The sequence below is a fragment of the Microbacterium resistens genome (assembly GCF_031456305.1).
Lineage (GTDB): Bacteria > Actinomycetota > Actinomycetes > Actinomycetales > Microbacteriaceae > Microbacterium > Microbacterium resistens_A.
In genome coordinates this window covers 298497-320829 of record NZ_JAVDUM010000001.1, presented here as the reverse complement: position 1 = coordinate 320829, position 22333 = coordinate 298497, and the positions used below count along the sequence as shown (strand labels likewise).

Annotated in this window: 16 protein-coding genes; 5 read left to right on the top strand and 11 right to left on the bottom strand. The window is 71.9% G+C overall.

Annotated elements, in window-relative coordinates; all coding sequences use genetic code 11:
* Positions 1-21: 21 nt before the first annotated feature.
* From J2Y69_RS01495 to J2Y69_RS01485, 3 genes are all read right to left on the bottom strand, one after another.
* Positions 22-1323 carry an MFS transporter gene (locus J2Y69_RS01495; RefSeq protein WP_310016792.1) on the bottom strand — a complete coding sequence of 434 codons (1302 nt, stop codon included), beginning with the start codon at positions 1321-1323 and terminating at the stop codon, positions 22-24.
* Between the two features lie 147 nt (positions 1324-1470).
* The gene (locus tag J2Y69_RS01490; RefSeq protein ID WP_310016790.1) at positions 1471-2472 is read right to left on the bottom strand and encodes an alpha/beta hydrolase; all 1002 of its coding nucleotides are present in this window, start codon (positions 2470-2472) and stop codon (positions 1471-1473) included.
* Entirely contained in the window at positions 2469-3569 is a 1101-nt protein-coding gene (locus J2Y69_RS01485) for an alpha/beta hydrolase (RefSeq protein ID WP_310016788.1), read from the bottom strand. Before J2Y69_RS01485 ends, J2Y69_RS01490 begins: the two co-directional genes overlap by 4 nt.
* 87 nt (positions 3570-3656) lie before the next feature.
* On the opposite strand from J2Y69_RS01485, the gene J2Y69_RS01480 reads away from it, so the two are divergent.
* The 5 genes from J2Y69_RS01480 (at position 3657) to J2Y69_RS01460 (ending at position 10007) form a co-directional block, all read left to right on the top strand.
* Positions 3657-4655, top strand: a complete 999-nt coding sequence (locus tag J2Y69_RS01480; RefSeq protein ID WP_310016786.1) for a LacI family DNA-binding transcriptional regulator — start codon at positions 3657-3659, stop codon at positions 4653-4655.
* 219 nt (positions 4656-4874) lie between these two features.
* Entirely contained in the window at positions 4875-5861 is a 987-nt protein-coding gene (locus J2Y69_RS01475) for a LacI family DNA-binding transcriptional regulator (protein WP_310017028.1), read from the top strand.
* A gap of 107 nt (positions 5862-5968) precedes the next feature.
* Positions 5969-7537 (top strand): multiple monosaccharide ABC transporter ATP-binding protein, encoded by a 1569-nt coding sequence (gene mmsA / locus J2Y69_RS01470; RefSeq protein WP_463675499.1) that lies wholly within the window; start codon positions 5969-5971, stop codon positions 7535-7537.
* Entirely contained in the window at positions 7534-8838 is a 1305-nt protein-coding gene (gene mmsB, locus J2Y69_RS01465; RefSeq protein WP_310016784.1) for a multiple monosaccharide ABC transporter permease, read from the top strand. Before mmsA ends, mmsB begins: the two co-directional genes overlap by 4 nt.
* A gap of 53 nt (positions 8839-8891) precedes the next feature.
* Positions 8892-10007: a substrate-binding domain-containing protein gene (locus J2Y69_RS01460; RefSeq protein ID WP_310016782.1), complete on the top strand. Its 1116-nt coding sequence runs from the start codon at positions 8892-8894 to the stop codon at positions 10005-10007.
* 74 nt (positions 10008-10081) lie between these two features.
* Here J2Y69_RS01460 and J2Y69_RS01455 read toward each other — a convergent pair whose 3' ends face one another.
* The 8 genes from J2Y69_RS01455 to J2Y69_RS01420 all read right to left on the bottom strand — a co-directional run bounded on the left by J2Y69_RS01455 (position 10082) and on the right by J2Y69_RS01420 (position 22326).
* Positions 10082-11725, bottom strand: coding sequence for a PucR family transcriptional regulator (locus J2Y69_RS01455; protein ID WP_310016780.1), 1644 nt, complete (start codon positions 11723-11725; stop codon positions 10082-10084).
* Between the two features lie 109 nt (positions 11726-11834).
* Positions 11835-12938: an o-succinylbenzoate synthase gene (menC, locus tag J2Y69_RS01450; RefSeq protein ID WP_310016778.1), complete on the bottom strand. Its 1104-nt coding sequence runs from the start codon at positions 12936-12938 to the stop codon at positions 11835-11837.
* The gene (locus J2Y69_RS01445; RefSeq protein ID WP_310016777.1) at positions 12935-13789 is read right to left on the bottom strand and encodes a GNAT family N-acetyltransferase; all 855 of its coding nucleotides are present in this window, start codon (positions 13787-13789) and stop codon (positions 12935-12937) included. The genes menC and J2Y69_RS01445 overlap by 4 nt, the downstream gene beginning before the upstream one ends.
* Positions 13786-14952, bottom strand: coding sequence for a M20 family metallopeptidase (locus tag J2Y69_RS01440; RefSeq protein ID WP_310016776.1), 1167 nt, complete (start codon positions 14950-14952; stop codon positions 13786-13788). Before J2Y69_RS01440 ends, J2Y69_RS01445 begins: the two co-directional genes overlap by 4 nt.
* Positions 14952-18284, bottom strand: a complete 3333-nt coding sequence (locus tag J2Y69_RS01435) for a serine hydrolase (RefSeq protein ID WP_310016774.1) — start codon at positions 18282-18284, stop codon at positions 14952-14954. The genes J2Y69_RS01440 and J2Y69_RS01435 overlap by 1 nt, the downstream gene beginning before the upstream one ends.
* 75 nt (positions 18285-18359) lie before the next feature.
* On the bottom strand, positions 18360-19346 hold the full coding sequence (locus J2Y69_RS01430) for an ABC transporter ATP-binding protein (RefSeq protein ID WP_310016773.1): 987 nt from the start codon (positions 19344-19346) through the stop codon (positions 18360-18362).
* Positions 19343-21328, bottom strand: coding sequence for a dipeptide/oligopeptide/nickel ABC transporter permease/ATP-binding protein (locus J2Y69_RS01425; RefSeq protein ID WP_310016771.1), 1986 nt, complete (start codon positions 21326-21328; stop codon positions 19343-19345). Before J2Y69_RS01425 ends, J2Y69_RS01430 begins: the two co-directional genes overlap by 4 nt.
* Positions 21328-22326, bottom strand: a complete 999-nt coding sequence (locus J2Y69_RS01420) for an ABC transporter permease (protein WP_310016769.1) — start codon at positions 22324-22326, stop codon at positions 21328-21330. Before J2Y69_RS01420 ends, J2Y69_RS01425 begins: the two co-directional genes overlap by 1 nt.
* Positions 22327-22333 lie beyond the last annotated feature (7 nt).

Sequence of the window (22333 nt, the reverse complement as noted above, 5' to 3'; positions counted from 1 at the left end):
CTTCGTCGTCTCCTCGACCGTCTACTTCACCGATCGGATGGGGAGCACCGCGAGCCCGCCGATGACCCCGAACACGATCGCGGCCGCGAACAGCGCCGTGTAGTTCGAGCTGCCCCCGCCGATCGCGAGCAGCGGGATCGCGAGCATCGGGACCAGGAACTGGGGCACCTGGTAGGACAGCGCGACGATGCCGAGGTCCTTGCCTGCGTCGCGGAGGTGGGGGAGGACCTCGGTCATCAGCGCGATGTCGACCGACACGTAGGCGCCCTGCGCCGCGCCGATGAGCGCGAAGGCGGCGAGGAAGACCGCGGTGTCGGGGGCGAACATCGCCACGAGGAGGCCCGCCACCGAGAAGGCGCAGGAGATCCAGACGATGGTCTTGCGCCGCCCCGTCCGGTCCGAGATCCAGCCGAACAGGATGTTGGTGACGAGACCGCCGACGGTGAAGACGATGAGCGCCGTCGCCTGCACGCCCGATGCCTCCTCCTTCGGGACGCCGAGGCGGTCGATGATGAAGAACAGCAGGTAGGTCGCGATGGAGAAGATCGACATCGTCACGAACAGCCGGCAGAGCCATGCCCAGAAGAAGTCGCGGTGGTCGCGCGGGCTGAGCCAGTAGGTGGAGAGCACGTCCCGCCAGCTCCAGGGCTCCCTCGGCTCGGTGCGGACGATGTCGCGGAGGCCGAGGAAGAGCAGGGCGGCGAGCACCGCGCCGATCGCACCGGGGACCACGAACCACAGCCAGCGGGCGTCGTTGGGGAGGGCGGCGACGATCTGCGCGCCGACGATGAGGGCGAGGCTCGCCGACGCGCTGGCGATCCCGGAGACCCTGGCGCGGATCCGCGCCGGGATCTGGTCGGCGAGCAGGGCGTGCACGGCGGCGTTCGTCGCGCCGAACCCGGTCTGGGCGATGACCCAGCCCAGCACGATCGCCCACAGGGATGAGCCGAAGGCGAGTACGAGGACCCCGGCGAAGCCCACGATCGCTCCGCCGAGGATCCACGGCCGTCGGATCCCGAGCCGGGAGCGGGTGCGGTCGCTCATCCTGCCGAACAGCGGGGTGATGATGATGACCGCGATGCCTCCGACGGCGGTGACGATCGAGAGGTTCACCTCCTTCGTCGCGTCGTCGAGGAAGGCGAAGGTCTTGGGGATCGCGGCGCCGCCGATCGTGCTGGAGGCGAGGTTGAGGCCGAACCAGCTGAGGACGAAGAGCGGCAGGAACAGCCGGGACTGCGGCGATCCGGGGACGTCCGTGCTGAGCGGATGGGCGGATGGTCGGTCAGCCTCAGACGGGCGGGTACGGGTGGCTCTGGACATCATCGTCCTTTCGGGTGGTGGGGAGAGCGGTCGTGCGGGGATGTGCCGGACGGGTACCGGCGGGGGCGTTCGAAGTGGTGTCGAAGGAGGGCGAAGCGGTGTCGGAGGAAGGCGTCAGTGCATCAGTCGCGCGTCTTCCGGGGGAGGGCGTCAGTCGCGCGGAGGAGGGGCGTCGGACGGTGCGTAGGCGAGGGTGAGGGCGGCGACGAAGGCGTCGCGCCAGTCCCTTGCCCCCTGCCAGCCGGCGGTGAGCGCGGGAGAGCCGTGCACGTGCCCTGCGCCCTCGTAGACGGTGACGGGGACGCCGGCGGCGCGGAGGGCCTCGGCGTAGGCGAGGGCGCCGTCGCGCAGCGGATCGAACTCGGCGACGAGGATCACGGTCGGCGGGAGGCCGCTGTGGTCCGGCGCGTCGAGAGGGGACGCCTCGGCGAGGGAGGCGCCCGCCAGGTAGAGCGCGCCGAGGGGCTCTGCGTCGTCGAGGCCGAAGCCGCGTGCGAACCGCTCGGAGGATGCGCCGACGGGGCGGAGGGCACCAGGCAGCACCTCGAAGGCCTGGTGGTGCACGCCTTCCCCGGCGTCCCGCAGCCGGAGGGCTGCGATGGCGGTGACGGCGGCGCCTGCGGAGTTGCCGCCGATCCCGATCCGGGCGGGGTCGGCATCGAGCTCGTGCGCACGGTCGCGCACGTCCCGGACGGCGGCGACGGCGTCCTCGACGGCGGCGGGGAAGGGGTGCTCCGGCGCGAGCCGGTACTCGAGCGAGATGATCTGCACGCCGGAGCGCAGCGCCCGGTCGGCGCAGAGCCGGTCGTTCAGGATCTCGTCGATCGTCCCGCCGACGAACCCGCCGCCGTGGCACCAGACCAGGGTCGGCAGGGGCCCGGTGGCGTCCCGGGGCCGGAACCGGCGGGCGCGGATCGGTCCGTCGCCGCCCGCGACCGTGAGGTCGTCGATGCGCGCGCCGTCCGGGACCGGCTCGGTGTACTCCTCGGCGAGCAGATCGCTGAGCCGGAGCGCGGCCGCACGGCGCACGGACTGGTCCTCAGAGGCGAGCCCGGGGAGGTCGGCGGCGAGCTCGCCGGTGCGCTGCGCCCATCCGATGACGGCGGGGTCGAGGTCGGGGAAGACGGGAGCCGCCTCCAGCCGGCCGCTCATGCGCCGACGCCCGGGAGATCAGCACCCGTCGGGAGATCATGGCGCGTCGGGAGGTCAGCGCTCGCCGGGAGATCGTGGCCTGCCGGGAGATCGTGGCCCGTCGGAAGGTCATGGAGGGTTCGCAGCTGGGCGATGACGTCGCGGTGGGCGGCGTCCGCGGCGGGGACGAACCCGGTGGCGCCGAGCGAGGTGTGGGTCTGCCCGATGTAGCGCACGGCGGTGACGGGGACGCCGGCCGCCGACAGGGCGCGGGCATAGGCCTCGCCGTCGCCGCGCAGGGGATCCAGCTCGCAGGTGCAGATCCACGCCGGGGGCAGTCCCGTCCGGGAGGGGGCGAGCAGCGGTGAGGCGTAGGGCTCGCGCGCCCTGCGCGGATCGCCGAGGTACCGGCGGACGAGGGTGCGGCCCATTCGGCGCACGATCACGCCGGGCATGCCCTTCGAGATGCCCCGCATGTCGGCGTGGCCCATCGTGAGGTCCAGCGCGGGGTTCTCCAGGAGCTGCAGCCGGATCGGCCGGCGCTTCCGGTCGAGGTTCATGAGCGTGACGGCGGCGGCCAGATTCCCCCCGGAGGACGCCCCGCCGATCGCGATCCGGTCCGGCGAGCCGCCGAGGCCCACGGCATGCTCGAAGGTCCACTCCATGGCGGTCCAGCACTGCTCGGGCTGGGCCGGGTATGCGGTCTCCGGGGCATGGGCGTAGTCGGCGGCGACGATGATGATCCCAGCATCCCGTGCCCGCTCGCGGAACCGCGCGTCCCAGGAGACCCAGTCGATGCCGGCGATCGTGAAGGCGCCGCCGTAGAAGTACACGAGGACCGGCAGATCCTCGCCCGCTCCCGCCCGCTCGGCCTCCGGCCAGTACACCCTGACGCGGACGTCCGGGTGGCCGTCGACCGCGACGAGGTGGTCCTCGGACGCGGTGTCGATGGGGCGGATGCCGAGGGCAGCGCTGAGTCTGGTGTCGTTCTCCTGGGCGACGCGTCGTCGCCCGGCCGGGTCCGCCGGCTCGGGGGTGAGGAGCGGGGCGGTCCGCGCCTCGAAGGCTGCGACGGACGCGTCCAGCGCCGGACGGCGGAACGGGGAACGGAACGGCATCTTGACGACCTCCTGGTCCAGTGGGAACGATTGTGATTCATCGAAGAACTTCGATGAAGACGTCTGTTCCCGTCCCGAGGAGGACCCATGCGCTCCAAGCCAGGCCGCGTGACCATCTACGACGTCGCCGCGCGGGCGGGGGTCAGCATCTCGACGGTGTCGCTCGTGGTCAACGCCCCGCACCGCGTGCGTCCGGAGACGCGGGAGCGGATCGTGACGGCGGCCGCCGAGCTCGGCTACCGGATGGGCCCTGGGCGTCGGGTCGGCGCCGCGCGCATCGCGGTCGCGGCGCCCTTCACGACCTATCCGTCCTATCTCCGCCGGCTCTCCGGCATGCTCCTGCGGGCGCGGACGGCGGCGGCGGACGTCATCCCGTACGACCTGGACTCCGCGGCGAGCGCGGAGTCGCCCCTTCTGGAGACGCTCCCGGCGCGGGCGGACGTCTCGGGTCTCGTCGTGATGGGCGTCCCGCTCGGCGCGGCGGCGCGCCGGGCGAGCCGCGCCGCCAGGATCCCGGTGGTCTACGTCGACGTCGTCCCGGCGGCGGGCGCCCCGGTCGGCCCCGTCGTCCTCGTCGACGACAGGGCGGGCGGCGCGCAGATCGGCGCCCACCTCGCCGCCCTCGGGCACCGCAGGGTCGCCTTCGTGCACGAGGCCCAGCGTTCGCGGGGATATGTCTCTGCGGGCATGCTTCGCGCCGAGGGCCTCGCCGGGCACGTCGAGGTGAGGGCGTTCGCTGTCCCGGGGCCCGAGCGCGTGGGGGCCGACGTCCTCCGGGCGGTCCGCTCCTGGGGCGCGACGGCGATCGCGGCGGGCCATGACCACCTGGCCGCGGCCGTCCTCGTCGCGATCAGGGAGGATCCCTCGCTCGGCGCGTTCGCGGTGGTGGGCTACGACGACGGGGACCTCGCCAGGGCGCTGGATCTCACCACGGTCCGCCAGCCGCTCGAGGAGACCGGCCGGGTCGCGCTGGAGCTCGTGCTCGGGATCGTCGCCGGGGGCGCGGTCGGGGCGGGGGAGGTCGTGCGGCTCGCGCCGGAGCTCATCGTCCGCGGCTCCTCGGGAACAGCGGACCATCCGCACTGACATAGCCCACTGGCACGGCCCACTGGCACGGTCCTCTGGCACGGCGCTCTGACACAGCCCACTGGCACGGCCCACTGGCACGGTCCTCTGGCACGGCGGTCGGGGACCGGCGTGGCGGGCGCATGCGCACATCGGGAGCGCGGGACATAATGGGGTGGATCATGTGACCGTGCACATCCCCGGGAGGCCGTCGTGACGAATCCGTCCGAACGCGCCCGGATGCCGAGCATCCGCGATGTGGCACGTCTCGCCGGGGTGTCGCACCAGACCGTCTCCCGCGTGCTCAACGATCATCCGAGCATCCGCCCGGAGACCAAGGCCAGGGTCCTCGACGCGATCCAGGTGCTCGACTACCGGCCGAACGTGGCCGCCCGCGCGCTCGCGACCAGCCGGTCCAGCACGCTCGGCATCCTCTCCTCCACGACGGGGGAGTTCGGGCCGACGTCCTCGATCGCCGGGATCGAGGACGCGGCGCGCGCCGCGGGCTATGCGGTGAGCACGCTGAACATCCCCGACACGACGCCCGAGGCGATCGGCGCGGCCGTGCGCCAGCTGGTCCGTGAGCACGTCGACGGCATCGTGGTCCTCGCCCCCCAGGTGCGCGTGTTCAGCGTGCTGCGCGGCATGGCGGTCGCGGTGCCGTTCGTGAGCCTGCAGACCGCATCGGGCTCGGACGGGGTCACGCTCTCCGCCGATCAGGTGGCCGGTGCGCGGATGATCACGGAGTATCTGATCCGCCTCGGGCACACCGACATCCTGCATGTGGCGGGGCCGCAGGACTGGATCGAGGCGGAGTCGCGCATGCGCGGCTACCTCGACGCGCTTCGGGACGCGGACCTGCCGACCTTCCCGCCGATCCGCGGGGACTGGACGGCCGACTTCGGCTACTTCGCGGGACAGGAGCTGGCCCGCCGCCGCGACTTCACGGCGGTGTTCGCCGCCAACGACGTGATGGCGATCGGTCTGATGCACGGGTTCCGCGACGCGGGTCTGCGGGTTCCGGCGGACGTCAGCGTCGTCGGGTTCGACGACGTCCCGGTGGCGGCGCACGTGGCGCCGCCGCTGACGACCGTGCACCAGGACTTCCCCGAGCTCGGACGGCGTGCCGTCCAGATCCTCCTCGCGCAGATCCGCGGCGAGGAGCGGCCCGCCTTCGGGCCGGTCGCCCCCGTGCTCTGCGGCAGGGAATCCGCCGCGTCACGGTAGGGACACGAAAACGGCGCGCGTACTTGACAGCGCCCGATGCCCGTTGGACGATATATCTCAATGTGAACGGTCACATTGGGAGTGACCGTCGATATCGAGGATGATTCGTGAGCAGCACAACTACCCTCCCGGCCGTGTCGGGCCCGATTCTGGAGATGCGTCGCATCACCAAGGAGTTCCCCGGGGTGAAGGCACTCGCCGACGTGTCGATCACCGTCCGTGCGGGCGAGGTCCATGCGATCTGCGGGGAGAACGGCGCGGGCAAGAGCACCCTGATGAAGGTGCTCTCCGGCGTCTACCCGTTCGGCAGCTACGACGGCGACATCCTGCTGTACGGGCAGGAGCAGCGGTTCAAGGACATCGCGGCGAGCGAGCAGGCGGGCATCGCGATCATCCACCAGGAGCTCGCCCTGATCCCCGAGCTCTCGATCACCGAGAACATCTTCCTCGGCAACGAGCTCCGCCGCGGGCTCCGGATCGACTGGACCGCGCAGAAGGCGCGGACGGTCGAGCTCCTGGCCCGCGTCGGTCTCGACGAGGACCCGGACCTGGCGATCAAGCACCTCGGCGTCGGGAAGCAGCAGCTCATCGAGATCGCGAAGGCGCTGAACAAGGACGTCAAGCTCCTCATCCTCGACGAGCCGACCGCCGCGCTCAACGAGAACGACTCGCAGCACCTGCTCGACCTGATCCTCGGTCTGAAGGCCAAGGGCATCACGTCGATCATCATCAGCCACAAGCTCAACGAGATCGAGCAGATCGCCGATGAGATCACGATCATCCGCGACGGGCGCACGGTCGAGACGCTCGACGTCGGCCGGGGCGAGATCAACGAGGACCGGATCATCCGGGGCATGGTCGGCCGGTCGCTGGAGAGCCGCTACCCCGACCGCACGCCCGAGATCGGCGAGGTGTTCTTCGAGGTCAAGGACTGGTGGGTCCAGCATCCGACGGTCTCCGAGCGCATGGTCGTGAAGGGGTCGGGCATCGAGGTGCGCCGGGGCGAGGTCGTCGGGATCGCCGGCCTCATGGGCGCGGGCCGCACGGAGTTCGCGATGAGCATCTTCGGGCGCTCCTACGGCACCTACCTCTCCGGGACGCTCGTGAAGGACGGGCGGGAGATCGAGCTCCACGACGTGAGCAGCGCGATCCGCCACGGCCTCGCCTACGTGAGCGAGGACCGCAAGACGCTGGGGCTGAACCTCCTGGACACCATCAAGCGGTCCATCGTCTCGGCGAAGCTGTCGAAGATCTCCCGCCGCGGGGTCGTCAACGACCGCGCGGAGACGACCGTCGCGGAGCAGTACCGGAAGTCCCTCCGGATCAAGACCCCCACGGTCGAGCAGGGCGTCGGCACCCTGTCCGGGGGCAACCAGCAGAAGGTCGTGCTGGCGAAGTGGATGTTCACCGACCCCGACCTGCTGATCCTCGACGAGCCCACCCGCGGCATCGACGTCGGGGCGAAGTACGAGATCTACGCGATCATCAACGAGCTCGCCGCCGCGGGGAAGGGCGTCATCGTCATCTCCAGCGAGCTCCCCGAGTTGCTGGGCATCTCCGATCGCATCTACACCGTCTTCGAGGGACGCGTCACCGACTGCATCCCCGCATCCCAGGCAACGCCGGAGGCGCTCATGCGCAGCATGACCTCCCTGACCCAGAAAGCGAGCGCATGAGCGCAACCACCGAGACCGAACGGAACGGCTTCCGCTTCGGCGACATCAAGAAGATGTTCGGCGGCGGGCAGTCCACCGGGCGCCAGTTCGGCATCCTCGGGTCCCTGATCGTCATCATCGTCCTGTTCCAGTTCCTCACCGGAGGGCTCACCCTCTCCTCCGAGAACCTGATCAACGTCGTCAACCAGTACTCCTACATCCTGATCCTCGCGATCGGCATGGTGATGGTCATCATCATGGGGCACATCGACCTCTCGGTCGGCTCGGTCGCCGCCTTCACCGGGATCATCGTGGCCAAGGCGATGTCCGAGTGGCACGTCCCGTGGTGGGCCGGCATCCTGCTCGGGCTCGGCGTCGGCGTCGTGGTCGGCGCATGGCAGGGGTTCTGGGTCGCGTACGTCGGCGTCCCCGCCTTCATCGTGACGCTCGCCGGCATGCTGTTCTTCCGCGGGGCGAACCAGTTCATCGGGGACTCCTCCACGATCCCGGTCCCGAAGGAGTTCCAGAAGATCGGCGCCGGCTACCTCGGCGAGCTGCCCATCCCGGTGAACTTCAACGTGCCGACCATGCTCCTCGCGGTCGCCGGCGTCCTCTGGGTCGTCGGGTTCGAGCTCTGGCTGCGCTACTCGCAGCGCAAGACCGGGTCCGACCGCGCCCCGCTGTGGGTGAGCGTGGTGAAGGTCGTCCTGCTGTCGGTGATCGTGCTCGTCGCCGGCTGGCAGTTCGCCACCGGCCGGGTCGGGACGAGCTTCCCGATCTCGGGGATCATCCTGCTCGCGCTGGTGATCCTCTACACGTTCGCGACGCGCAACACCGTGTTCGGCCGGCACATCTACGCGGTCGGCGGCAACAGGCAGGCCGCGCGCCTCTCCGGCGTCAAGGACCGCTGGACCGACTTCTTCGTGATGATGAACATGTCCGTCCTCGCCGCGGTCGCCGGCATGATCTACGTCGCCCGCGCCACCGCCTCCGGCCCGCAGGACGGCAACGGCTGGGAGCTGGACGCGATCGCCTCCGTGTTCATCGGCGGCGCCGCCGTCTCCGGCGGCATCGGCACGGTCCTCGGATCGATCATCGGCGGTCTGGTGATGGCCTTCCTCAACAACGGCCTCGCCCTCCTCGGCGCCGGCGCCGACGTCGTGGCGATGATCAAGGGCCTCGTGCTGCTGATCGCCGTCGGCGTGGACGTATGGAACAAGCGCCAGGGCCGCCCGTCGATCATCGGCTTCCTCACCCGTCGCTTCGGCCGCACGCCGGAGCCCTTCCAGACCACCGCTTCCGGCAACGCGAGCGGGAAGTAGGGATCCGGCAGCCCCGCGCTGACCGGCTCTCGCACACCAGAGAAAGAGATCACATGAAGAAAATCCTTCTGTCGGCGACAGCGATCGTCGTCGCGGGTGCCTTCGCGCTGACCGGCTGCTCGTCGGAGCGCGGCGGCACCCCGGCCGGCTCCGAGAGCAAGGCACCCGCCGGCTTCGAGGCCGGCGCCAAGATCGGCGTCGCCCTCCCGGACAAGACCAGCGAGAACTGGGTGCTGGCAGGGCAGCTGTTCACGGACGGGCTCACCGAGGCCGGTTTCAAGCCGGACGTGCAGTACGCACCGGCGAGCAACACCGTCGCCGAGCAGCAGAACCAGATCCAGGCGATGGTCACCGGTGGCGCCAAGGTCATCATCATCGGCGCCAAGGACGGCAAGCAGCTCGCCACGCAGGTGCAGGCCGCCAAGGACGCCGGCGCCACGGTCATCGCCTACGACCGCCTGATCGAGAACACCGAGGCGCTGGACTACTACGTCGCCTTCGACAACTTCAAGGTCGGCCAGCTCCAGGGCCAGGCACTGCTCGACGGCCTCGCCGCGCGCGCCGGCCACCCCGCGCCCTACAACGTCGAGCTGTTCTCCGGCTCGCCGGACGACGCCAACTCGGCGGTGTTCTTCAACGGTGCCATGGAGGTCCTCAAGCCCAAGATCGACGACGGCACGCTCGTCGTCTCCTCGGGTCAGACCGACATCAAGCAGACCGCGACCGACGGCTGGAAGGCCGAGAACGCCCAGCGCCGCATGGACTCGCTACTCACCGCGAGCTACGGCGACAAGGTGCTCGACGGCGTCCTCTCGCCCAACGACACGCTCGCGCGGGCGATCATCACCTCCGTGCAACAGGCGGGCAAGCCCGTCCCGGTCGTCACCGGCCAGGACTCCGAGGTCGAGTCGGTGAAGTCGATCATGGAGGGCGTCCAGTACTCCACGATCAACAAGGACACCGCGCTCCTGGTGAAGCAGGCCATCACGATGGTCGGCCAGCTCCAGAAGGGCGAGGAGGTCGAGGTCAACGACACCAAGCAGTACGACAACGGCGTCAAGGTCGTCCCGTCGTACCTGCTGGCCCCGGTGATCGTCACCAAGGAGAACGCGGCCGAGGCCTACGCCAACGTCCCGAAGCTCCTGGACATCGTGAAGTCCTTCAAGTAAGAGCGGAACACAGCAGACGGGCCGCGCGGCAGGGGAAGCCGCGCGGCCCGTCCTCGTATCGACGCCCGGGGGCATCAACGGGCGTCGATGTCGAGGAGGCGCAGCTGCACCATGGCCGAGAAGCGGGCGTCGGGATCGGCCAGATCCAGGCCGCTGATCTCGGAGAGCCGCCGGAGCCGGTAGCGGAACGTGTTGGGGTGGGTGAAGACGCGGGCGGAGGCCGCTGCGACGTCGCCGAAGCAGTCGAGCCACGACCGGAGGGTCTCCACGAGGTGGGTGCCGCGCTCCCTGTCGTGCTCGATCAGGAGGGCGACAGGGCCCGTCGCCCGCTCGCCCCTGGCCCGGGCGAGGTCCGCGACCTCGACCAGGAGCGCCTCCATCTGCACCGCGGAGAAGAGGACGACCGAGCCCGGCCGGCGTCCGTTGCGGAGCACTCGCAGGGCGCGGTCGGCGCTCTGACGGGAGAGCGGGAGGGCTGACCCGTCATCGGCGACAGCCCCGACGGCGACGAGGACGTCGGCGGAGGTGCCGAGCCGCCCGAGGAAGTCCGTCGCCACGCGCGCGGCCCGGAGGTCGGCGTCGGCCTGCTCGGAGCGGACGCCGGCGACGGCGTAGACGATGTCGCCGATCATCGCGACGGCCGAGCGCGGGTAGACGGCGCCCAGGTGCATCGCGAAGGCGTCGGCGATGCGATGCCGCTCGCCGAGCACCCTGGCATCGGTCGCGTCGGTCTGCTCGGCGGGCTCGGCGGTGGAGAGCGCCAGCACCACGCAGCGGTGGTCGCTGAGCCGGAGCCGGGAGAGCGCGTCGCTCGCCCCCGCGCCGCCCTCCAGCGCCGCGGCGAGGAGGTCCGCGCGCAGCCGCCGCTCGACGTCGGCGCCCGCCCGCTGCTGCAGCATGTGCAGGGCGACGAGCTTCGCGGCGTCCTTGAGCGCGCGCAGCCGGTCGGCGGAGAGCGGCTCCTGGACGGCGACCCAGATCGAGCCGAGGATCTCGTCTCCCGCGCGCACGGCGTAGGCGACGCGGGGGATGGCGGGGGTGCCGTCGGTGCCGACCGGGGCGACGTCGATCGGGTCGGTGCTGCGGTACAGCTCCCGGAACACCCCGCGTGCCTCGAGCTCGCGCATGTAGCGGTCCGGCACCTGGCGGCCCAGGATCGTCTCGACCCTGGGCGGGTCCGCCTCGTCCTGACGGCTGGAGAAGGCCAGCACGCGGGAGCTGCGGTCCTCGATCGTGACGGGGGCGTCGAGCAGCGTGGAGACGGCGTTCGCGATCGCGAAGAGGTCGCCGGCCGGCATGCCGCCGAGCGTGTTGGCCTCCTGCTCGCCGAGGTCGCCCTCGGCGATGAGCGCGCGGAGCATCGCGGTCAGCTGCGCCCAGGACGCGCCGCGGGTGAGGGCGAGCACGGGGACGCCGCTGGCGGCGGAGGCCGCGGCGATCGGCCCGTCGACGTCGACCGGCGCGCGGAGCACGAGGGCCGTCGCCTGCTGCTCGCGGAGGACGGCGAGGAGGGCCGCGACCTCCTCCGGCTCGTTCAGGCCGACGCCGAGGACGAGCGCGCGGCGCATCGGCATCGCGTCGTCCAGGGCGTCGTGGATCACGACCGTGTCGATCAGCGCGTCACCGGCGACGTCGCCGGCGATCGCGTCGAGCAGGGTCGTTCCGAGATCTTCGATGACGCGGCCGAGGCTCGCACGGGGCCGAGTCCTCACTGACATGAGCACGAGACCGAGCGTATGCCGCCCTGACCGGGGGGAGTCCTGTGGGGCACGACGAAATCGTATCGCCGATTCGTCGTGCCCCACAGGGGCGTGCGCGGGGGACGGATCAGAACGGGATCCACTCCGTCCGGGTGGTGACCGCGTCGAGCGCATCGGCGTGCGGGGCGACTCCGATCCCGGGCCCGGTGGGGACGGCGAGCCTTCCGTCGGCGACGATGAACGGATCGGTGATGTCGTGCGCGTAGTAGCGGTCCGACCCCGAGGTGTCGCCGGGCAGGGTGAACCCCGGAAGGGCGGCGAGGGCGAGGTTCGCCGCCCTGCCGATCCCCGTCTCCAGCATCCCGCCGCACCAGACCGGGACGTCGTTGGCGCGGCAGACGTCGTGGATGCGGCGCGCCTCGAGGTAGCCGCCGACGCGGCCCGGCTTGATGTTCACGATCGAGCAGGCGCCGAGCGCGATGGCGTCGGCGGCGGCCCTGGCCGAGACGATCGACTCGTCGAGGCAGATGGGCGTGCGGACGATCTCGGCGAGCCGGGCGTGCCCGATCAGATCCTCCTCGTCCAGGGGCTGCTCGATGAGCAGGAGGTCGAAGGGGTCGAGACGCGCGAGGTGCTGCGCGTCCCCCCGCCGGTAGGCGGTGTTGGCGTCGACCTGGAGCAGGATGTCCCCGAAGCGCTCCCGCACCGCGCGGACGGGGTCGATGTCCCACCCCGGCTCGATCTTCAGCTTGATGCGCTGGTAGCCCTGGTCCAGGTATCCCGCCACGGCGTCGAGCAGCTCGGGGATCGAGTCCATGATCCCCACCGAGACGCCGCAGTCCACCTCGTCGCGCACGGCGCCGAGCTCGCGGGAGAGGGGGACGCCCGCGGTGCGCAGCTCGGCGTCGAGGACCGCCGTCTCCAATGCCGCCTTCGACATACGATGGCCTTTGAAGGGCTCCACGATCCGGCCGACCCCGGCGCCGTCGATGTCGCCGGCCCGGGCGATCGCGGGGATGAGGGCCCGGCGGAGCACGTCCATGCTCCCCTCGACATATTCCGAGGAGTACAGGGGGCTCGTCATCGAGACGCACTCGCCCCAGCCCTCGCCGTCGGCGGTCGCGGCGCGGACGATGACCGCCTCGCGCACCGTCTCGACGCCGAAGGACGTCCGGAACGGCGCCACCAGGGGCATCTCGATGACGCGCAGCTCGATCCCGGTGAGCTTCATGGCTGTTCTCCTCTGTCGATGGTGTAGGTGTCGGTGCGGTCGAAGGAGATCACCCTCGCGCCCCCGTCGAGCAGCTCGCCGAGGGACTCCCGCAGGGCGATGCGCCAGCGGGTCGCCCTGGCGGGGTCGTCGCGGCGGATGCGCTCGATGTCGTGGGGGAGGCGGACCCGGACGAAACGGCCGTCCGCGTCGTGGCGGACCGGCTCGTCGGCCTCGCTCCTGGACAGGAGCGCCTCGCTCGCGGGGGGAGGGGTCTGTACGGGACGCCCCGCGCAGACCGCCTCGACGCGGGGGTCGCGGACGAACCAGGTCACCAGCATGCGGTCGGTGTCGTCGCCGCCGTTGAGGGCGTCGCGCATCTGGCCGTAGAAGTTCCGGTGGTACGAGACCGGGGTCGCGGCGAGCTTGACCAGGTTGAAGTAGGCGTTGCGGCTGATCAGCGGATCGAAGGTCCAGGAGATCTCGTCCAGGTCGTGGTCCAGCGCCCAGGCGCGCTGGTGGACCTTGAGCGCGAAGCCGACGCTCCGCCCGCGCATCCGCTCGGAGACCCCGGCGATGTGACTGTGCAGCGCACGGCGTTCCGGGGCGGCGAAGAACCCGAAGCACGCCCCGACCAGCTCGTCGTCGTCGTAGGCGCCGGCCACGTAGCTCCCGGACTTCGCCAGGGCGCGGAGCACCTCGACGTTCACGGGGACCTGCTCGGAGCCCGAGGTCCAGATGCTGCGGAAGAGCTCGACGACCTGGGTGAACTCCGCCACCGTGTCCAGGAGCCGGATGCTGACCCCTGCCTCGGAGGCCGCGTGCGCCGCGTGGGCGGCGGCGTCCCTGCTCCGCTGGTCGACCATCGTCATCGTCCGCCCCCTCCGGAGACGGCACGCACGAACCCCGTGCCTGTGCCTATGCCCGTGCCCGTGCCTGTGCCGGCACCGGAGAGCAGGGCGGCGACGATGCCGGTCAGCAGCGCGGTGCGCTCGGGGATGCGGGCGGCGACCACGTGCTCGTCCTCCGCGTGCGCTCCGCCGCCCACGGCCCCCAGGCCGTCGAGCGTCGGCACGCCCAGCCCCGCGGTGAAGTTGCCGTCCGAGGCCCCGCCGACGGCGATGCCCTCGACGGGCGGCAGGCCGAGGCCCGCTGCGACCTCGGCGGCGAGGGCGAGGAGGGCGGCCGATGACCGCTCCTCCATCGGCGGGCGGTTGGGGCCGCCGTCGACGAGGATCCGCGCGCCGTCGACGGTCGGGCGCAGCGCTCGCATCGCCGCGTCGACGCGCTCCTGCTCGGCGAGGGAGCGCACCCGCACGTCCACGGAGAACTCGGCCTCGGCGGGGACGGTGTTGGTCGTTGTCCCCGCGCTCAGCAGCGTCGGCGTCACGGTCGTGCCGCGCGCGCGGTCGCCGAGCCCCGCGACGGCGAGGAGCTGCCCCGCCGCCTCGATCGAGGCGTTCACGCCCTTCTCCGGCTCCAGGCCCGCGTGCGCCGCCCGCCCGGTCACCCGCACGCGGTAGAGGGAGACCCCCTTGCGGGCGGTCTTCAGCGCACCGCCGTCGCCGGAGGCCTCGAGCACGAGGGCGGCGGCGCAGAGCCGGGCCTCCTCCTCGATCAGGGCGCGGGAGGTCGGCGAGCCGAGCTCCTCGTCGCCGGTCACGAGGATCGAGACGCCCTCGCGATCGGACAGCGCGGCCACCGCGTGGAGGGCCATCACGACGCCGGTCTTCATGTCGAAGCAGCCGGGTCCGCGGACGATCCCCTCCCGGATCTCGAAGGGCAGGCGTGCCAGGGTGCCCCGCGGCCACACGGTGTCGTGGTGCCCGAGGAGGAGCACCCGCGGCGTGCCGAAGCGCCACCGCAGATGCGTGCGCCCGTCCAGGACGATCCGCTCGGGGGCGGCGCCGAGGATGCGCTCGCCGAGTGCGGCCACGACGTCGGCGCTCGCGGCGACCGCGTCCAGGTCCGCGGACGGCGACTCGCAGCGCACGAGCGTCCCGATGTCCGCGAGCAGCGCGTCGAGACCGGGCATCACGAGACCTTCGGCGCTGCGCGGACGCCCATGTGGACGTACTGCTCCCCGGCGGGCAGCGAGTAGAACACCACGGGCATCGTCAGGTCGGATCCGGGGGTGGGGACGGCGAACTCGTTCTCCCGGACCGGCACGAGGTCGTGCTCCTGGACGGTCTCGGGGAGCATGTCCGCGAGCGGACCGGTGAGCGTGGTGCGCAGGCGCAGCCCTCCGCCCTCCTCGAACACCTCGCTGCGGACGCCGGCGCGCTCGTAGGTGCCGAGGTGACGAGAGAAGTCCGCCGCGTACGGCTCATCGGGGATCGCGAAGGGGCCGGGGACGCGGAGGTCGGCGAGCTCCGCGAAGATCTCCGTGAACAGCTCCTGGTACAGCGCCCTCGCCCCGGGGCCGTTGGTCAGGAGCGTGACGGCGAGACCCTCGTCCGGGAGGATCCGCAGGAACGCGGACTGCCCGATCGTGTTGCCGTCGTGCCCGATGAGCCGGCGACCGTCCCAGTCGAAGAGGATCCAGCCCAGCCCCCACGCCGTGCCGAGCGTGTAGGGATCCGGCATCTCGATCTGCGTCTCCCGCATCCGGGCGACGGTGTCCTCGGCGAGGATCCGGGTGCCGTCGGCGGCCACCCCGCCCTCCAGGTGCATCCGGGCGAAGGCGAGCACGTCCGCCGCGGGCGCGTTGATGAGGCCGGCGGGACCCATGGAGCGCGGGAGCGTCCAGTGTTTCGCGAGGACGGGGCCGTTCTCGTCCGCCTCCGGGTGCCCGCTCGCGGCCCGGTGCAGGAGCACCTCCTCCGGCAGGGTGGCCGTGCGGGGGAGGCCGAGCGGCGTGTAGAGCAGGTCCTTCATCGCCTGGTCCCAGGTGGTCCCGGTGACGGTCTCGATCAGGCGCCCGATGAGCGAGAACCCGGCGTTGCAGTAGGACATGGTCGCCCCGAGCGGGTGGTTCTGCGGGGCCTCGGGGAAGCGTGCGACGAACTCCTCCAGGCAGTCGTCCCCGCGCCCGGTGTCCACGACGAAGTCGCCGTCGATGCCGCTCGTGTGCGAGAGGAGATGGCGCAGGGTCACCCCGGTCGTGATCTCCTCGGTCGGACCGCGGAACCCGGGCAGGTACTCGACGACCGGGGTGTCGAGGGCGAGTCGCCCCTCGTCGACCAGGCGCATGGCCGCCGTCGCCGTCCACACCTTCGTGATGGAGCCGATCTGGAACAGCGAGTCCGCGGTGGTCTCCACGCCCGTCCGCACGTTGAGCACGCCGTGGTGGGCGTAGGACGGATCCTCGCCGAGGCGCAGGATGCCGAGCGACGCGCCGGGCACCCCGTGCGCGGTCGCGAGCGTGCTCAGCCGCCGCTGCCAGCGTGCGGCGTCGATGCGCGCGCGTCCCTTCGTACCCGCGGCCGGCGCATGCCGGCACACCCAGTCGATGATGCGGGTCGAGAAGTCGGCGCGGTGCGAGGGCGGGCCGATCAGGGGGAACAGGTGCGTCCCGCCCGGGTAGAGCACGAGCCGCGCGGGGACGCCGCGCTCGCGGAGGGCGGTGAACCACTGCTCGGCCTGTCCCACGGGGCAGCGGTCGTCCGCGGCGCCGTGCAGGATCAGGGTGGGCGTGGTGACCCGGTCCACGTGCGTGTACGGCGACCGCTCCAGGAGGCGTTCGCGATCGCTCCAGGGCAGGCCGCCGTTCTCCGCGGCGGTGATGTAGTGGGCGGCGTCCGAGGTCCCGCCCATGCTGATGAGGTCGGTGACGACGCCGCCCGGCACCGCGGCGGCGAACCGGTCGTCACGCGAGGTGAGGTAGCAGGCCATGTATCCGCCGTAGCTGTAGCCGGTGACCGCGAGCCGGGCGGGATCCGCCAGCCCCTCGGCGACCAGCTGATCGATCGGCTCGAGGAAGTCCTTGGCGTCCGCCAGGCCCCAGTCGCCGACGACGCCGCGGAAGAAGGCCTCGCCGTAGCCGTCGCTGCCGCGGGGGTTGACGGTGAGGATCGCCCACCCCTGCCGGGCGAGGAGCTGGTGATAGGGGTGGGTCAGGTCCGCCGCGCCGTTCCAGGAGTTGTGCGGGCCGCCGTGGATGTCCAGGAGCAGCGGGAGCGGCCCCTGCGCCACGGCGTCGCGGCGCAGCCAGCCGGTGACGACCGAGCCGTCCGAGATCGTGAAGCGGCGCTCCTCCGCGACGATGAGGGGGAGGTCTGTCGGCGCGTGCGCGGTGAGGGTGCGGACCGCGCCGTCGGCGAGGTCGACGAGGGCGATCTCGCCGAATGCGGTGGGCGAGGAGACGACGATCGCCGCGTGGTCGCCGACCACGGAGAGACCCGCGACGCTGTCGGTGCCCGCCACGATCTCGCGGACCCCGCCTCCGTCGGCGGCGACCGTGCGGACGTGGGTGTACCCGTTCTCCCGGACGCACACCACGTAGCCGCCGTCCGGACCGTGCTGCGGCATCCCGCCGGGGTATCCGGGACCGCCGGTCATCAGGTTGCGGTCCATGCCGGCGGTGACATCCACCGGGCTCCCTCCGTCGAGGGGGAACAGGAGCAGGCTCGCGACGCCGATCCCGGTGTCGAGGCGCCCGGCCGCCTCGATCGCGGTGCCGTCGGCCGTCCATCCGACGACCCCGGTCTGGACGTCCGTCGCGCTGACGAGCGTCGGGCGGTGGAGCGGACGGGAGGGGTCGATCGTGAACACGGCCGCGCTGAGGGTCAGGTCCGCATCCGGCTCGGCGGCGGCCGAGTACGCCAGGAGGGCGCCGTCCGGGGACCAGAAGGGCTCGCTCGCATGACGATCGTCCTCGGTCAGCACCGTGACGGTCTCCGTGGCGACGTCGACGACGTGGATCTGCGCGCGGAGCGTCCCGAAGATCCCCGCACCGTCGAACTTGTACCCGAGGGCGTCCGCGACCGCCGGCGCGCCGCGCCGCGCGGTCGTCGTGGCCGCGTCCTCACCGGGGGCGGCCGCGGTGTCGACGGCGGCCGAGAAGGCGATCCTCGTGCCGTCGGGGCTCCAGTGCGCGGTGCCGGCCCCCAGGACGAGGGAGGTGAGCCGGCGGGCCTCGCCGCCGTCCGCGGGGAGCACCCAGAGCTGCGGCGGGCCGTCGTCGGCGCGCAGGAACGCGATCGATGACCCGTCCGGGCTCCAGACGGGCGCGCTGTCCGCGATGCCCCGGGTGAGGCGTCGCGGCTCCCCGCCGTCCGTGCGCACACTCCACAGCGAGCGCACGTCGCGGTCGGCGTCGCGGTCGACGGTCCGGAGGACGTAGATGACCTGCGAGCCGTCCGGTGAGAGGGCCGGGTTCTCGGGTGAGGCGATGGCGAGGAAGTCGTCGATCGTCGGACGAGCCATGGGGATCTCCTTTTCGCTTCTTGGGTTCACTGTGCCGCGTCCGGGGGAGGGGAGGGTTCGTCGTCGGGGCTGAAATCACCGGGGCGAACTGGTCTCCTGGACGATTCTTCCCGGGGCGGACGAACCGCTCTCCGCGAAGTGGCAGGCGGCGGCGTGGTCCTCCGCAGGGAGGACGGGCTCGATGGTGGTGCAGAGCGTGCGGTCGGGGCGCGCGAGGGGGCCGATCGGGCACCGGGGATGGAAGCGGCACCCTGCCGGAGGGCGGTGCGGATCCGCGGGCTCCGCATCCACGGCGCCCGCCGTCGTCGCCAGCAGGTCGCCGTGCCTGGTGGGCGCCGAGGCGAGGAGCTCCCGGGTGTAGGGATGCTGCGGATCCGACAGGACCTCGTCCACCGTGCCGACCTCGACGATCCGGCCGAGATACATCACGGCGACGTAGTCGCTGACGTACCGGACGACGGACAGGTTGTGCGAGATGAACAGGAGCGTGAGGCGGAGCTCCCGCTGGAGGTCGCGGACGAGGTTCAGGATCGAGCCCTGGACGGAGACGTCGAGGGCCGAGGTGATCTCGTCCGCGATGATCGCCTCGGGGGCCGCCCCCAGCGCCCTGGCGAGCGCGATCCGCTGGCGCTGGCCGCCGGACAGGGCGGAGGGGGGATCCCCGGCGCGCTCGGGGTCGAGGTTCACCAGGTCCAGCAGGCGTGCGACCTCGGCGCGCCGTTCGGCGGCCGACATCGCGCCTCGGGGGAAGGCCTCGGAGATCGACTCCCCGATCGTCATCCGCGGGTCGAGCGAGGAGTAGGGGTCCTGGAACACCATCTGGATCGGGCGGCGCCGACGGAAGGTGCGCACGTCCGCACCGCCCAGGGTGATCGTCCCCTCGGTCAGCGGGGAGAGGCCGATCGCGGCCCTCGCGAGGGTCGACTTGCCGGATCCGGACTCCCCGACGAGGCCGAGGACGGCTCCCGAGGGGACGACCAGGCTCGCATCGCGCACGGCGGTGAGGCCGCGGCGCCCTGAGCCGTAGCGGATGCTCACCTCGGAGAACCGCAGCTCGCTCATCGTGTCGCTCCCTCGGGCTGTGCGGACAGGGGCTCGGCAGCCTGGGTTTCGGCGGCTTGGGGGTCGGCGGTCTGGGCTTGTGCGACTCGGGGCTCGGCGGTCGGGGTCTCGGCGTCGGGGGCGCCGCCGACCGGGTTCCAGCAGGCGACGCGGTGCCCCGGCCGTTCGAGGGCCAGCTCCGGGTCGCGCTCGCGGCAGAGCGCGGTGGCGAGCGGGCAGCGGTCGGCGAACGCGCAGCCCGCCGGGAATGCGCCGGGGGCGGGCGGACGGCCGGGGATGGTCTTCAACGGCCGATCGCGATCCGTGTCCAGCTCTGGCACGACCTCGATCAGCGCCCGCGTGTAGGGATGGCAGGCGTGGGTGTGCAGCTGTGAGGCGGGGAGGTCCTCCACGATGCGCCCCGCGTACATCACCAGCACCCGGTCGCAGGTCTGCGCGACGACCGCGATGTCGTGGCTGATGAGGAGGATCGCCGCGTCCGTGTCCCGGCGGACGGCCGCCAGCACACGGAGCACCTGCCGCTGCACCGTGACGTCCAGAGCCGTGGTCGGCTCGTCGGCGATGATCAGGCGAGGGGCGTTCATGAGGCCCATCGCGATCATCGCCCGCTGCCTCATGCCGCCGGAGAACTCGTGCGGGTACTGCGCCGCGCGGCGTTCGGCGGCGGGCACCCGGACGGAGCGGAGCCGCTCGACGGCGCGCCCCGTCGCCTCGCGCCAGCCGATCCCCTGGTGCTCGGTGGCCGCCTCGGCGAGCTGCCAGCCGACCTTGCGCGTCGGGTTGAACGAGGTCATCGGGTCCTGGAACACCATCGCGAGAGACGTGCCGAGGAGGCTCCGCACGGATCGCTCCGGAGCGCCGAGCAGCGGCGTCCCGCAGAAGTCGATCCGCTCCGCGGCGACTCGCCCCGGGTGCTCGACGAGCTGCGCGATCGCGAGCGCGGTCAGGCTCTTGCCCGAGCCGGATTCGCCGACCACGCCGATCGCCTCGCCCGCCGCCATGCGGAAGGTCACCCCGCGCACCGGGGTCACGGGGCCGGTGGGGGTGGGGAAGGACACACGCAGGTCGTCGACGTCGAGCACCATCCCGTCGTCGGCGACCCGCATGCGGGTCTTCGCCGGAAGGGCGGGGACGGGCACGCCCAGGATGCGGCGCGACCGGCCGCCGAGGACCGACGCCGCGGTCTCGCCGAGCAGGTTGAACGCGAGACCCGTGACGATGACGGCGACGGTCGGCCCGACCGCGGCGGCCGGGTTGAGGTAGATGCGGTTCAGGCCCTCGCTCAGCAGCTTGCCCCAGTCGTAGGCGGGCACCTGGACCCCCAGGCCCAGGTAGGAGAGCCCGGCGAAGGCGAGGAGCGCGCCGCCGGCGGCGATCGTGGCGTTCACCACGAGCGGCTCGCCGATGTTGGGGAGGATGTGCCGGATCAGGACGCGGAAGCGGGAGACGCCGGCGACCCGCGCGGCGGCGATGTAGTCGCGTCCGGTGATCGAGGACGACAGGGTGTGCGTGAAGCGGGCGAACCCCGGCGCCATCGCGAACCCGATCGCCAGGACCGCCCCGGTCACCCCCACGCCGAAGATCACGGCGAAGAAGAGGGCGAGCAGGAGCGAGGGGAAGGCGACGGCGATGTTGACGAACCCGGTGACCAGGCGCCCGGCCCATCGGGGGAGGAGCGCGGGGGCCGTGCCCAGGACGACGCCGGCGGTGATGCCGATGAGCACGGCGAGGAGGGCGAGGAGGACCGACAGGCGCGTGGCGACGAGGACCCGGGCGAGCACGTCGCGACCGAGCGAGTCCGTGCCGAGGAGGTGCGCGGCGGTGGGGCCCTGGAGAGCGGCGGCCGGGTCGTTCGTCTCCGCCTGCGTCCCCCAGACCAGGGGCGCGAACACCGCGACGAGCGCGACGAGGGCGAGGAGCGTGAGCGCGGTCGCGCCGATCGGCGTGCGGACGACTGCCCGCCACTTCGTGAACGCCGACATCAGGCCTCCTTGATCGTGGAGCGGGGGTCGAGCGCCATGAGCAGGAGGTCCACGACGAGGTTGACCAGCAGCACCCCGACGCCGTAGATCAGCACGATCGCCTGCACGACCGGGTAGTCCTTCGAGAGGATCGAGCTCACGATCATCTGCCCGAGTCCCGGCCAGGCGAAGATCATCTCGACCAGCACGGTGCCGGCGACCATCCCGGAGAGGAGGAGCCCCGTGAGCGTCAGGGTCGCGGTCATGGCGTTCGGGAGGGCATGGCGCCGGTAGATCCGCGCCGGGGCGAGCCTCTTGGCGCGGGCCGTGCGGATGAAGTCCTGGCCGAGGACCGAGACGACCTCGACGCGGATGATGCGGGAGAACACCGCGATCGGCCCGATGGCCAGGGCCGCGACCGGGAGGACGAAGGAGAGCGGGCCCGAGTTCCCGGCCACCGGCAGCCATCGCAGGGTCACGGCGAACAGGAAGACGAGGCCGACCGCGAGCAGGAACTCCGGGATCGCCGCGACGATCACGTTCGCGGTCGCGAAGCCGAGCTCCAGCCCGCGCCGTCGTCCGCCGTTCGTGAGGACCGCCATGATCACCCCGACGGGGATGGAGACCACGAGCACGACCAGGACGGCGAGGGCCGCGAGCTGGAGCGTCGCAGGAAGCCGTGTGGCGATGATGTCGGCCACCGGCTGATTGGTCTGCATCGAGACGCCCATGTCCCCGCGGAACAGGTTCGCGATGTAGTTCGCGTACTGCACCGGGAGGGGCAGATCCAGGCCCAGCGCCGCCCGCTTCGCCTCCACGACCTCCGGCGCCGCGTTCATGCCGAGGGCGGTGCGGACCGGATCGCCGGGGATGAGATGGATCATCAGGAAGGCGGCGGTGACCAGCACCCACACCGAGAGGAGGAACTGCCCGCCGCGGCGGAGCAGGAACGACAGCCAGGGGTTGTCGGACCGTGCGGCTCGGACGAGGATCGCCTGGGTGGCGGTGGTGCTGGTCATCGGCTGT

Bases quoted from the DNA above. Each gene is read 5' to 3' on its own strand.
- J2Y69_RS01420 (WP_310016769.1), bottom strand. From the start codon at position 22,326: ATGACCAGCACCACCGCCACCCAGGCGATCCTCGTCCGAGCCGCACGG.
- J2Y69_RS01425 (WP_310016771.1), bottom strand. From the start codon at position 21,328: ATGTCGGCGTTCACGAAGTGGCGGGCAGTCGTCCGCACGCCGATCGGC.
- J2Y69_RS01485 (WP_310016788.1), bottom strand. From the start codon at position 3,569: ATGCCGTTCCGTTCCCCGTTCCGCCGTCCGGCGCTGGACGCGTCCGTC.
- J2Y69_RS01440 (WP_310016776.1), bottom strand. From the start codon at position 14,952: ATGCCCGGTCTCGACGCGCTGCTCGCGGACATCGGGACGCTCGTGCGC.
- mmsB (WP_310016784.1), top strand. From the start codon at position 7,534: ATGAGCGCAACCACCGAGACCGAACGGAACGGCTTCCGCTTCGGCGAC.
- menC (WP_310016778.1), bottom strand. From the start codon at position 12,938: ATGAAGCTCACCGGGATCGAGCTGCGCGTCATCGAGATGCCCCTGGTG.
- J2Y69_RS01445 (WP_310016777.1), bottom strand. From the start codon at position 13,789: ATGACGATGGTCGACCAGCGGAGCAGGGACGCCGCCGCCCACGCGGCG.
- J2Y69_RS01475 (WP_310017028.1), top strand. From the start codon at position 4,875: ATGCCGAGCATCCGCGATGTGGCACGTCTCGCCGGGGTGTCGCACCAG.
- J2Y69_RS01495 (WP_310016792.1), bottom strand. From the start codon at position 1,323: ATGATGTCCAGAGCCACCCGTACCCGCCCGTCTGAGGCTGACCGACCA.
- J2Y69_RS01490 (WP_310016790.1), bottom strand. From the start codon at position 2,472: ATGAGCGGCCGGCTGGAGGCGGCTCCCGTCTTCCCCGACCTCGACCCC.
- J2Y69_RS01435 (WP_310016774.1), bottom strand. From the start codon at position 18,284: ATGGCTCGTCCGACGATCGACGACTTCCTCGCCATCGCCTCACCCGAG.
- J2Y69_RS01480 (WP_310016786.1), top strand. From the start codon at position 3,657: ATGCGCTCCAAGCCAGGCCGCGTGACCATCTACGACGTCGCCGCGCGG.
- J2Y69_RS01455 (WP_310016780.1), bottom strand. From the start codon at position 11,725: ATGTCAGTGAGGACTCGGCCCCGTGCGAGCCTCGGCCGCGTCATCGAA.
- J2Y69_RS01430 (WP_310016773.1), bottom strand. From the start codon at position 19,346: ATGAGCGAGCTGCGGTTCTCCGAGGTGAGCATCCGCTACGGCTCAGGG.
- J2Y69_RS01460 (WP_310016782.1), top strand. From the start codon at position 8,892: ATGAAGAAAATCCTTCTGTCGGCGACAGCGATCGTCGTCGCGGGTGCC.